Origin of the sequence: Stenotrophomonas acidaminiphila (genome assembly GCA_002951995.1) — a bacterium.
Classification (GTDB): domain Bacteria; phylum Pseudomonadota; class Gammaproteobacteria; order Xanthomonadales; family Xanthomonadaceae; genus Stenotrophomonas; species Stenotrophomonas acidaminiphila_A.
Window position 1 is genome coordinate 2,694,121 of sequence record CP019797.1, and the last position, 12,065, is coordinate 2,706,185.

The 12,065-nt window shown below is 70.4% G+C and carries 11 protein-coding genes; 8 read left to right on the forward strand and 3 right to left on the reverse strand.

Annotated elements, in window-relative coordinates:
* The first annotated feature begins 118 nt into the window (after positions 1–118).
* The 3 genes from B1L07_12100 (at position 119) to B1L07_12110 (ending at position 3,732) form a co-directional block, all read left to right on the forward strand.
* Positions 119–913: a thiazole synthase gene (locus B1L07_12100; protein ID AUZ55706.1), complete on the forward strand. Its 795-nt coding sequence runs from the start codon at positions 119–121 to the stop codon at positions 911–913.
* Positions 913–1,665, forward strand: coding sequence for a tRNA (guanosine(46)-N7)-methyltransferase TrmB (locus tag B1L07_12105; GenBank protein AUZ55707.1), 753 nt, complete (start codon positions 913–915; stop codon positions 1,663–1,665). Before B1L07_12100 ends, B1L07_12105 begins: the two co-directional genes overlap by 1 nt.
* 219 nt (positions 1,666–1,884) lie before the next feature.
* Positions 1,885–3,732 (forward strand): SLC13 family permease, encoded by a 1,848-nt coding sequence (locus B1L07_12110; GenBank protein AUZ55708.1) that lies wholly within the window; start codon positions 1,885–1,887, stop codon positions 3,730–3,732.
* A gap of 21 nt (positions 3,733–3,753) precedes the next feature.
* Here B1L07_12110 and B1L07_12115 read toward each other — a convergent pair whose 3' ends face one another.
* Complete coding sequence (locus tag B1L07_12115; protein AUZ56578.1) at positions 3,754–4,095, reverse strand: ferredoxin; 342 nt, start codon at positions 4,093–4,095, stop codon at positions 3,754–3,756.
* A gap of 170 nt (positions 4,096–4,265) precedes the next feature.
* On the opposite strand from B1L07_12115, the gene B1L07_12120 reads away from it, so the two are divergent.
* The 5 genes from B1L07_12120 to B1L07_12140 all read left to right on the forward strand — a co-directional run bounded on the left by B1L07_12120 (position 4,266) and on the right by B1L07_12140 (position 9,244).
* Entirely contained in the window at positions 4,266–4,547 is a 282-nt protein-coding gene (locus tag B1L07_12120; GenBank protein AUZ55709.1) for a hypothetical protein, read from the forward strand.
* 151 nt (positions 4,548–4,698) lie between these two features.
* Positions 4,699–5,406 (forward strand): fumarylacetoacetate hydrolase, encoded by a 708-nt coding sequence (locus B1L07_12125; GenBank protein ID AUZ55710.1) that lies wholly within the window; start codon positions 4,699–4,701, stop codon positions 5,404–5,406.
* Positions 5,407–5,460: 54 nt separating this feature from the next.
* Positions 5,461–5,874 (forward strand): mechanosensitive ion channel protein MscL, encoded by a 414-nt coding sequence (locus B1L07_12130; protein ID AUZ55711.1) that lies wholly within the window; start codon positions 5,461–5,463, stop codon positions 5,872–5,874.
* A gap of 132 nt (positions 5,875–6,006) precedes the next feature.
* A complete protein-coding gene (locus B1L07_12135; protein ID AUZ55712.1) occupies positions 6,007–7,422 on the forward strand; it encodes an aminopeptidase in 1,416 nt (471 codons plus the stop codon).
* Positions 7,423–7,606: 184 nt separating this feature from the next.
* Complete coding sequence (locus B1L07_12140) at positions 7,607–9,244, forward strand: NAD+ synthase (GenBank protein AUZ56579.1); 1,638 nt, start codon at positions 7,607–7,609, stop codon at positions 9,242–9,244.
* A 382-nt stretch (positions 9,245–9,626) separates the two neighbouring features.
* On the opposite strand, the gene B1L07_12145 is transcribed toward B1L07_12140, so the two are convergent.
* Entirely contained in the window at positions 9,627–10,466 is an 840-nt protein-coding gene (locus B1L07_12145) for an rRNA methyltransferase (GenBank protein ID AUZ55713.1), read from the reverse strand.
* Between the two features lie 15 nt (positions 10,467–10,481).
* Positions 10,482–11,984: a sodium:alanine symporter gene (locus B1L07_12150; protein ID AUZ55714.1), complete on the reverse strand. Its 1,503-nt coding sequence runs from the start codon at positions 11,982–11,984 to the stop codon at positions 10,482–10,484.
* Positions 11,985–12,065: the final 81 nt, after the last annotated feature.

Sequence of the window (12,065 nt, forward strand, 5' to 3'; positions counted from 1 at the left end):
CCGCAGGTGTGGGCTTCCCCCACACAGTCCCACCGGGCAAGCCGCATGCGCGGCAGGCGCCGCATCTACGCGACGACACCACGCCACGCGGCCTGGCATGATCGGCGATAATCGCCCCATGAACGCACACGTCCCCACCGATCCGCTGGTCATCGCCGGCAAGAGTTATGCGTCCCGGCTGTTGACCGGGACCGGCAAGTTCAAGGATCTGGAAGAAACCCGCCTGGCCACCGAGGCCGCCGGCGCCCAGATCGTCACCGTGGCCATCCGCCGCACCAACATCGGCCAGAACCCGGGCGAGCCCAACCTGCTCGACGTGCTGCCGCCGGGCCGCTACACCATCCTGCCCAACACCGCCGGCTGCTACACCGCCGAGGACGCGGTGCGCACCTGCCGCCTGGCGCGCGAACTGCTCGACGGCCACAACCTGACCAAGCTCGAAGTGCTGGGCGACCAGAAGACCCTGTACCCGGACGTGGTACAGACCCTCAAGGCCGCCGAGCAGCTGGTCAAGGACGGCTTCGAGGTGATGGTCTACACCTCCGACGACCCGATCCTGTGCAAGCGCCTGGAGGAGATCGGCTGCGTCGCGGTGATGCCGCTGGCCGCGCCGATCGGGTCCGGGCTGGGCATCCAGAACCGCTACAACCTGATGGAGATCGTCGAGAACGCGCGGGTGCCGATCATCGTCGATGCCGGCGTCGGCACCGCCTCGGATGCCGCCATCGCCATGGAGCTGGGCTGCGACGGCGTGCTGATGAACACCGCCATCGCCGGCGCGCGCCATCCGGTGCTGATGGCCAGCGCCATGCGCAAGGCGGTCGAGGCCGGCCGCGAGGCCTTCCTGGCCGGGCGCATCCCGCGCAAACGCCATGCCAGCGCGTCCTCGCCGGTGGACGGGTTGATCGGCTGATGACCAATCCCTTTGAAAGCGCGGGCTCCAAGGCGCCGCCCAAGCCCTTCACCGTGACCGAAGGCCGCCGCGAGGTCCGCAGTTTCGTGCTGCGCCAGGGCCGTTTCACCCCCGCGCAGCAGCGCGCGTTCGACGAACGCTGGCCGCGTTTCGGCATCGACTTCAATGGCCAGCCGCGCGACCTGGATGCCACCTTCGGCCGCAACGCGCCCAAGGTGCTGGAGATCGGCTTCGGCAACGGCGCCGCACTGCGTTTCGCCGCCCGGTTCGACCCGTCCAGGGACTACATCGGCATCGAGGTGCACGCCCCGGGCGTGGGCCGCCTGCTCAACGCACTGGCCGACGACGACGCCGGCAACGTCAGGCTCTACCACCACGACGCGGTGGAAGTGCTGGAGAAGGAGATTGCCGACGGCGCGCTGGACGAGGTGCGCATCTACTTCCCCGACCCGTGGCACAAGAAGCGCCACAACAAGCGGCGCCTGGTGCAGCCGGCATTCGCCGCGCTGCTGGTGCGCAAGCTGCACCCGGGCGGGCGGCTGCACTGCGCCACCGACTGGGCCGACTACGCCGAACAGATGTGGGACGTGCTCGACGCCACCCCGGGCCTGGTCAACCGCGCCGGCCCGCGCGGCAGCGTGCCGCGCCCGGACTGGCGCCCGCAGACGCATTTCGAGACCCGCGGCCAGAAGCTCGGCCATGGCGTCTGGGATCTGCTGTACGACCGGCAGGGAACGGGAACCGAGGGGTAAGGAAATGCTGCCTTCACGCACCAGCGCATCCGCGGACAGCGCCAGGCACCTGGTGCGGAAGGCCGGCCCCTCGTCCCGCCCCCGGCATACCGCTGCCGCCACCCGGTGCGGAATCGCAGGCGCGGTGCCCCATCCCGCCCCGGGGGCGGGCCGCGGGGTTGCGCCGCCCGCACCGACCGCGCGTGATTCCCGCCCCCTCCTGCGCGCCTGCCGGCCCTGATGGATACCGCCCTCACGCTGACGACCGACATGAAGCTCGTCCTCGGGCTGGTCGGCTTCACCATGGCGATGTTCCTGTTCGAGCGCATTCGCGCCGACGTGGTGGCGCTGGTGGTGATGGTGGTGCTGGGCGTCACCGGGCTGATCGCGCCGGAGGAGATCTTCGGCGGCTTCTCGGGCAACGCGGTGATGAGCATCATCGCCACCACCATCCTCGGCGCCGGGCTCGACCGCACCGGCGCGCTGAACCGGCTGGCCGGCTGGCTGCTGCGCCGCTCGCACGGGCTGGAACAGCGCCTGCTGCTGCTGACCAGCGCCACCGCCGGCCTCAATTCGTCGTTCATGCAGAACCCGTCGGTGATGGCGCTGTACCTGCCGGTGGCCTCGCGCCTGGCCTCGCATACCGGGCTGACCCTCAAGCGGCTGCTGCTGCCGATCACCGCCGCCATCGTGATGGGCGGGGGCCTGACCATGGTCGGCAACTCGCCGTTGATCCTGCTCAACGACCTGCTGATCTCGGCCAACAACAACCTGCCCTCCGGCACCGCCACCATCGAGCCGCTGCGCATGTTCGCGCCGCTGCCGATCGGCGTGGCGCTGCTGGCCGCGGCGCTGCTGTACTTCCGCTTCTTCGGCGACCGCAAGCTCTCGCGCGAAGAAGGCGCGGATGACGATGGCCAGACCCCGGCGCGCACCGAGAGCTACTTCGCCAAGGCCTACGGCATCGAAGGCGAGGTGTTCGAGCTGGCGGTCACCGCCGAGAGCCCGCTGGTGGGAATGACCGTGAGCGAGGTCGAGAGCCTGTTCGAGGCGCCGCTGCTGCTGGCGCTCAAGACCGGCAACGACACCCGCCTGGCACCGCCGGCGGACATGCGCATCTGGGTCGGCAGCGTGATCGGCGCGATGGGCCCGCGCCAGCTGGTGGCCGACTTCGCGCAGAACCAGTTCCTGCGCATGTCCTCGCGCCTGCGCAACCTGGGTGACCTGTTCAACCCCAGCCGCGCCGGCATCTCCGAGGCGGTGGTCCCGCCGACCTCGAAGCTGATCGGCAAGACCGCCGGCCAGCTGCGGCTGCGCAAGGAACGCGGCATCAGCCTGCTGGCGATCAACCGCGACAAGCAGGTGATCCGCGAGGACGTGCGCAACGTGGCGCTGCGCGCCGGCGACATGCTGGTGTTCCACAGCATCTGGCAGGACCTGGCCGCCGCCGCCGAGAGCCGCGACTTCGTGGTGGTCACCGACTACCCCAAGGGCGAACAGCGCCCGCACAAGTTCAAGATCGCCATGGCGATCTTCGCCATCACCATCATCATCGCGCTGACCTCGCACCTGCCGGTGGCGCTGACCCTGCTCACCGGCGTGGCCGGCATGCTGCTCACCGGCGTGCTGCGCATGGACGAGGCCTACGCCTCGATCAACTGGAAGACCATCTTCATGATGGCCGGGCTGATCCCGCTGGGCTGGGCCATGGATTCCAGCGGCGCGGCGGCCTGGGTCGCCGGCCACACCATCGACAAGCTGCCGGCCGGGATCCCGATCTGGGTGCTGGAACTGGCGCTGGCAGTGCTGACCACCGCGTTCTCGCTGGTGATCAGCCATGTCGGCGCCACCATCGTCACCGTGCCGATCGCGGTCAACCTGGCACTGGCCGCGGGCGGCAACCCCACCGCGTTCGCGCTGATCGTGGCGCTGTCGGCCTCCAACAACCTGATGACCGCGTCCAACCCGGTGATCTCGATGGTGATGGGCCCGGCCAAGTACACCCCGCGCGAGATGTGGCGCGTCGGCGGCCCGTTGTCGCTGATCTACACCCTGGTCGTGGTGGCGATGGTCAACCTGATGTTCTGAGCCGCGCCGGGGGCGGCGGGATCAGCCCAGCAGTACCCTGCCGTCCTGCACCCGCACCGGCACCGCGCGCAGCGCGTCGCCCTTGCAGGGCCCGGACACACAGGCCCCGCCCTGCAGCTCGAACGCGGCGCCATGCACCGCGCACACCAGGCGGCCGTCGCGACTCTTCAGGAACTGCCCCGGCGCCCAGTCGAGGGGCCGGCCGGCATGTGGGCAGACATTGAGCCACGCCCGTACCTGCTCGCCCTCGCGGTACAGGATCAGCGGCTCGGCATCGCCCTCGACCACCGCCTCCACCAGCAGGAACCCCGGGTCGGGCAGGGCGTCGAGCCGGGCCAGCTCGACGGCGGAAGGTACGGACATGGACATCGCGGGACCGCATGACAGCAGGAAATTGCGCCGATTGTCGCACGCCGGCCCGCCCCGCCCAGCCAGGGGGCAGCATGAATGGGCGACCGCATTTAACGACAAATTCACTCATTGACCCGCATCCCCACCGATACTTCGGCCAGCCAAATCGTCATACCGCCGACATGCAGATCCGTTACTTCCAGTTCGCCACCCTCCGCAACCTGTTCGCGCCGCGCAAGCCCCGCAACCCGTTGCTGCGGATCGCGCTGGGCCTGCTGGGCCTGGCGATCCTCGCGGTCCTGGTCGTGGCCGGGCTGTTCGTCGGCGCGGCGATGATCCTGGTCGGGCTGAGCTGGAAGCTGCTGGCCGCGCGCAAGGCGCGTGCCGCGGGCAAGGCCGCCGGCAAGGTGATGGACGGCGAGTACCGCGTGGTGCGCAAGCCGGCATTGCCGCACGCCCACTGACGCCGGGCGTCCCCGCCCCAGGCTTCGACACCCGCGCCCGGCTCCTGCCGGGCGTGTTGCATCCGGCGCCACCGCGCGCATGGCCACCGGTACTACCAGCGCGGCGGCGGCGTCCGGCATCATGGCGCCAGCTCCCGCTTCCGGACCGACCATGACCGACCTGATCCCCGCTCCGCCCGTTCCCCGCATCCCGGTGGCAGGCGGCGGCACCTTCCCCGTGCGCCGCATCTACTGCGTGGGCCGCAACTTCGCCGACCACGCGCGCGAGATGGGCGCCAATGCACCGGCCTCCGCTGCCGAGCGCGGGCAGCCGATGTTCTTCATGAAGCCGGCCGACGCCATCGTCACCGGCGACGCACCGGTTCCCTACCCGCCGGCGACCGCCGACCTGCACCACGAAGTGGAACTGGTGGTCGCGCTGGGCCAGGATGCGCCGGACGGTGTACTCCCGGTCGAACAGGCGATGTCGCTGGTGCTGGGCTACGGCGTCGGCCTGGACCTGACCCGTCGCGACCTGCAGGCCGCGGCCAAGGCCAAGGGCGGCCCCTGGGACATCGCCAAGGGCTTCGATCATTCGGCGCCGGTCAGCGAACTGGTGCCCGCCGCGCAGGTGGGCGAGCTCGCGCCGCTGGCGCTGTCGCTGCAGGTCAACGGCCAGACCCGGCAGCACGCCACGCTGGACAACATGATCTGGAACGTGGCCGAAATCCTGCACGAACTGTCCCGGCTCTACGCGCTGCGCGCCGGCGACCTGGTGTTCATGGGCACGCCGGCCGGCGTGGCCGCGCTGCGGCCCGGCGACCGTTTCAGCGCGCGGCTGGGCGACATCGCGCGCCGCGACGGCATGATCGCCGGATGACCGGTGTCGGGGTAGTCTGTGCCTGCCCCCTTTCACGCTTTACAGGAGAAACCCGTGGGAATGATCAGTGAGTTCAAGGAGTTCGCGATGCGCGGCAACGTCATCGACCTGGCGGTCGGTGTCGTGATCGGCGGCGCGTTCGGCAAGATCGTCACCTCGCTGGTGGACAAGGTGATCATGCCGCCGATCGGCTGGCTGATCGGCAATGTCGATTTCTCCAAGCTCGCCTGGACGCTGGCGCCGGCGCGGGTGGCCGCCGACGGCACCGAGATCCCCGCGGTGGTCATCGGCTATGGCGACTTCATCAACACCGTGGTGCAGTTCGTCATCGTCGCCTTCGCCATTTTCATGCTGGTCAAGGTGGTCAACCGGCTGTCGCGCAAGAAGGAAGCGGCGCCCGCCGCACCGGCCGCGCCGAGCGAGGAAGTACTGCTGCTGCGCGAGATCCGCGACAGCCTGAGGAAGTAACGCCGCGCGGCGGTGACCTCCAGCACGGTTGCAGCCGGAGCCGCGGGCGTATGCTCGCGGCTTCTTTCGTCTGCGAATCCCTCGCAGCGGCCGCGCACGCCCAGGTGCGCCCCAACCGACCCGGAGCCCGCCATGCGCCGCCTCGCCCTTGCCATCGCCACCGTGCTTGCCTGCGCCACTGCGCACGCCGCCCCCACCCGCATCCCCGAACAGGCGCTGGCCCGTGCGGTGGAACTGCGCGAGCAGGCGCTGGCCGACGATACCGGCTGGAAGGTGGTCGAATCGCTGACCACCGAAGTTGGCCCGCGCCTGGCCGGCAGCGAGGCCGACGCGCGCGCGGTGGAATGGGCCAAGGCCAAGTTCAGGGCGCTGGGCTTCGACCGGGTATGGACCGAACCGGTCACCTTCCCCAAGTGGGAGCGCCGCAGCGAGCAGGCGCAGGTGCTGGGCGCGCATGCGCAGCCGCTGGCGATCACCGCGCTGGGTGGCAGCCCCGCCGGCAGCGCCGAGGGTGAGGTGGTGCGCTTCGACAGCCTGGAAGCACTGAAGGCCGCGCCGGCCGGCTCACTGGCCGGCAAGATCGCCTTCATCGACTACCAGATGACCCGCAGCCGCAGCGGCGAGGACTACGGCATCGGCGGCACGGTCCGCAGCCGCGGCCCCTCCGAGGCGATCCGCAAGGGCGCGATCGGCTACATCATGCGCTCGGCCGGCACCGATTCGCACCGCGTGCCGCATACCGGCATCACCCGCTTCGACGAAGGCCTGACCCCGGTGCCGTCGGCGGCGCTGTCGGTGCCCGATGCCGACCAGCTGGCGCGGCTGGTTGCGCGCGGCCCGACCCGCATCCGCATGGCCCTGGACTGCGGCTGGGACGGCAGCTACACCTCGCAGAACGTGATCGGTGAAATCACCGGCCGCGAACTGCCGAAGGAAGTGGTGGTGATCGGCGGCCACCTCGATTCCTGGGACCTGGGCACCGGCGCGGTCGACGATGGCGCCGGCATCGGCATCACCATGGCCGCCGGCCACCTGATCGGCCAGCTGCGGCAGGCGCCACGGCGCACCATCCGGGTGATCGCCTTCGCCAACGAGGAACAGGGCCTGCACGGCGGCTACGCCTATGCCGCCGCGCGGGCGAAGGCCGGGGAGATCCCGCTGCAGCACATCGCCGCCGAGAGCGACTTCGGAGCCGGCCGCATCTACGCGTTCAACACCGGCTCGGGCAACCCCGCCGGCTCGCGCGAGGCCACCGCGCAGATCGCCGGGGTGCTCGCGCCGCTGGGCATCGCGTACCGCCCGGACGAAGGCGGCCCGGGCCCGGACGTGGGGCCGCTGGCGGCCAAGGGCGGCGCCTGGGCGTGGCTGGCGCAGGACGGGACCGACTATTTCGACCTGCACCACACCGCCGACGACACCCTGGACAAGATCGACCCGAAGGCGCTGGCGCAGAACGTGGCCGCCTACACCGTGTTCGCCTACCTGGCCGCCGAGGCCGAAGGCAGCTTCGGCAGCGAGGCCCGCGACGTGGTGCCGCCCAAGGAATGACCGCGACACGCGCCCGGCAGCGGGCGCGGGCGTGGCAACGCAGCAGCGCCCCCGTCGCCGGGGGCGTTGTCGCATACGGGCATCGCCGGCATCAGCGGGCGTCAACAGCACATCTGGGATAATGGCGTCCTGGTCCCACCCCGCGTCCGTCGTGGACGCCTGCAACGACAAGGCAGCCGACATCATGTCCCGATCCCTCCGCATCGCCCTGGCGCAGTACGACTTCCCGGTCGGCGACGTGGCCGGCAACAGCGCGCGCATCATCGAACTGGCGCAGATCGCCCGCGACGAGTACGGCGCCGACGTGGTGCTGTTCCCCGAACTGGCGGTCAGCGGCTATCCGCCGGAAGACCTGCTGCTGCGCCCGTCGTTCCTGCGCGGGTGCGAGCAGGCGATCGCCCACATCGCCGCGCAGGTGCAGGGTATCGTCGCGGTGGTGGGCTGGCCGCAGAGCGCCGGCGCGGTGGTCTACAACGCCGCCAGCGTGCTGCGTGACGGCGCGGTCGCCGCCACCTACCGCAAGCGCGAGCTGCCGAACTACGCGGTGTTCGACGAGCGCCGCTATTTCGACGTCGATCCGGACGGCGGCAACTGCGTGTTCGAGGTCGGCGGGGTGACGCTGGGCCTGCTGGTCTGCGAGGACCTGTGGTTCGCCGAACCGCTGGCCGCGACCGTGGCCGAGGGCGCCGAACTGGTGCTGGTGGCCAATGCCTCGCCCTATGAGCGCGGCAAGCATGCCCAGCGCGACGCACTGCTGGCCGAACGCAGTCGCGACAGCGGCGCCGCCATCGCCTACGTCAACCTGGTAGGCGGCCAGGACGCGCTGGTGTTCGACGGCGCCTCGGTGGTGGCCGACGGCAGCGGTACGGTGCACCCGGCGGCGCTGGCCTTCGCCGAGGAAATGCTGGTGGTCGACTACGACGCCGATACGCGGTCGTTCCTGCCGATGCGCTGGATCGACGACGGCGACGAAAGCATGGACGCACTGGCCTGGCGCGCGATCACCCGCGGCATCCAGGACTACTGCCGCAAGAACGGCTTCGACAAGGTATGGCTGGGCCTGTCCGGTGGCATCGATTCGGCGCTGGTGCTGGCGCTGGCGGTGGACGCCCTGGGCGCGGACAACGTCACCGCGGTGGCGTTGCCGTCGCGCTACACCGCCGGGCTGTCCAACGACCTGGCCGCCGAGCAGTGCCGGGCGCTGGGGGTGAAGCTGGAAACGGTCCCGATCGAGCCGGCGTTCCAGGGGCTGATGCAGTCGCTGTCGGCGATGTTCCAGGGCAAGGACGCCGACGTGACCGAGGAGAACCTGCAGTCGCGCAGCCGTGGCGTGATCATGATGGCGCTGTCCAACAAGTTCGGCGGGCTGCTGCTGACCACCGGCAACAAGAGCGAGTACGCGGTCGGCTACGCCACCATCTACGGCGACATGTGCGGCGGCTATGCGCCGCTGAAAGACCTGTACAAGACCGAGGTCTATGGTCTGTCGAAGTGGCGCAACACGGTCGGCGGGGCGCCGGTGATCCCGCCGGCGGTGATCGCGCGCGCACCTTCGGCCGAGCTGCGCGAGAACCAGACCGACCAGGATTCGCTGCCGGCCTACGACGTGCTCGACGGCATTCTGTACCGCTACATCGACCAGGAGCAGTCGCGCGAGGACATCATCGCCGCCGGCTATGCGCCGGACGTGGTGGCCCGGGTGCTGCGGCTGGTGCGCACCAGCGAGTGGAAGCGGCACCAGGCCGCGCCCGGCCCGAAGATCTCGCGCCGCGCGTTCGGCCGCGAGCGGCGCTACCCGATCAGCAACGGCTACCGCGGCTAGGCACGTGCCTGCCGCGGCGGCAGGGAAACGGCGGGATGCGTGCAGCGCTTTCCGGATCCGTGCCGGCAGAGTGAATAGAGCGCGGCCGTGGCCACGGGAGGTGGGCCAGCGGGGCATGCCAGCCAACCGCGCGCCCGATGCCCGGCGCGCCGCGGGTGCCCGGGCACGACCCGGTTGGCCTGCGGCGCAGCGGCGAACCGGGCTGCGGAAGGCGACCGCCACCACCGCGTGATCCGCGCAGGCACGGAGCCGACAAAGGCATCTCCAGCTGCGCCTGATACACCGCGCCGGCAGCGCGAGGCCGGCGGCCCCGCGCGGGCCTGTCCCTGGCACAACCCGACCGCCTTGCGGCGGCGCCTGGCCGGGGTCGCCCGGGGCAGTCTCAGTCCCGGGCCTGGCGGCTGCGCCAGCCCGCCAGGAACACCGCGGTGGCGGCGGCGACGTTGAGGCTCTCCACCGCGCCGGTGCCGGGAATGGACAGGCGCAGGTCGCAGTGCTGCGCGAACTCGCGGTCCATGCCCTCGCCTTCGGCACCCATCACGTAGACCATGCGCGGCGGCAGCGGCGTGGCGAACAGGTCCTGCCCGCCCTCCACCAGCGTCGCGGCCAGCGCGAAACCGGCATCGCGCAGCTGCGACAGCGCCTGCGGCAGCGCCGGCAGGCGTACCAGCGGCACCGCTTCGGCACCGCCCTCGGCGACGCGGGCGGCGGCACCGGACAGGCTCAGCGTCGACTCGGCCGGCAGCAGGATGCCAGCCGCTCCGAAGTGTGCGGCCGAGCGCAGGATCGCGCCGAAGTTGTGCGGGTTGCCCACGCCGTCCAGCCACAGCGCCAGCACCGGCCCGTCAGGCAGCGCCGCCAGCCAGGCGGCCAGCGGCTGCGGTTCGGCGCGCAGCACGTCGGCCACCACGCCCTCGTGGTGGGTGGTGGCGGCGAGCTTGTTGAGATCGCCCTCGCCGACCACGCGGTAACCGACGCGGTTGCCCACGCACCACTTCAGCAACGGCTGCAGCCGCGGGATCAGCGCTTCGGCCAGGTACAGCTTGCGCAACGCCTGCGGGCGCCGCGCGTGCATCGCCAGTACCGCGTTGACGCCGTACAGGCGCAGTTCGTCGTTGCCGCGCACCGGGCCGGCACCGTCACCGCGCGCGCCCGAAGGCGGCAGCGGCGTGGCACGCGGCGGGCGCGCGGAAGGACGACGGTTGTTCCAGGGGCTGTTCACTGCCGTTGCACTCGCTTACTTGTTGCCGCGCCAGAAATCGGCGTTGCGGATGCCGAGCGCATCCGGGTCGAACACCGGGTCCAGGCCCTGCTTCTTCTGCCGCTCGTAGTCGGACAGCGCCAGCATCGCCGGCTTCTGCAGGATCAGGATGGCGATCACGTTGAGCCATGCCATCAGGCCGACGCCGATGTCGCCCAGCGCCCATGCCATCTTGGCATTGTGGAAGGCGCCGAACACCACCATGCCCATGATGCCCAGGCGCAGCACCAGGGTCGCCGCCGGGTGGGTGCGGTTGCTGCCGGCCAGGTAGGTCAGGTTGGTCTCGGCCATGTAGTAGTAGGCCATGATCGTGGTGAAGGCGAAGAAGAACAGCGCCAGCGCCACGAACCCCGCGCCCCAGCCCGGCAGCACCGACTCGACCGCGGCCTGGGTGAACAGCGCGCCCTCGGAGGGCGCCACGCCGGGCACGCCGCTGACGATCGCCTCCAGCTTCTGCACGCCGCCCTCGGTGACCTCGCGGAACACGTTGTACATGCCGGTGGACAGCAGCAGGAAAGCCGTGGAGGTGCACACCAGCATGGTGTCGAAGTAGATCGCGAACGCCTGCACGTAGCCCTGCTTGGCCGGGTGCGAGACTTCGGCCGCGGCGGCCGCGTGCGGGCCGGTGCCCTGGCCGGCTTCGTTGGCGTAGATGCCGCGCTTCACGCCCCAGGCGATGGCCTGGCCGATGATGCCGCCGAACGCCGCATGCGCGCCGAAGGCGCTGGAGAAGATGTCGGCGAACATCGTCGGCACCTTGCTGGCGTTGAGCATCATCACCACGATGGCCATCAGGATGAAGCCCAGCGCCATGAACGGCACGATCACCTCGGCGAAGCTGGCGATGCGCTTGACCCCGCCGAAGATGATCACGCCCAGCAGCGCCGCGACCGCGACACCGATCCACAGCTTCATGCTGGCCGCACCGCCCAGCGAAGCGCAGGCGTCGGCACCGGTGCACAGCACGTTGACCGCGCTGTCGGCGATCGCGTTGGCCTGCACGCCCGGCAGCAGGAAGCCGGCGGCGATGACCGTGGCCACCGCGAACACCGCCGCGTACCACTTCAGCCCCATGGCTTTTTCGATGTAGTAGGCCGGGCCGCCGCGGTAGCGGCCTTCGGCGTCCTTGGTCTTGTATATCTGCGCCAGGGTCGATTCGACGTAGGAGGTGGAGGCGCCGAGGAAGCCCATCACCCACATCCAGAAGATCGCGCCCGGGCCGCCGTAGGCGATGGCGGTAGCCACGCCGGCGATGTTGCCGATGCCCATGCGCCCGGCCATCGACATGGCCAGCGCCTGGAACGAGGAGACGCCGGCATCGGACTTCTGCCCGCGCACGGTGAGCCGGCACATCTCGGCAAAGCCGCGGATCTGCATGAAGCGGGTGCGCAGGGTGAACCACAGCCCTGCGCCCAGGCACATGAAGATCAGCGCATTGCTCCAGATGATGCCATTTACGAATTCGACGATGGATTCCACACGATCTCCCCGGATGGCTGAAGGTAGGCGGGTGCCGGCTTCAGGAACCGGCGATTCTTCCACGATTGCAGGGCCCTGTGC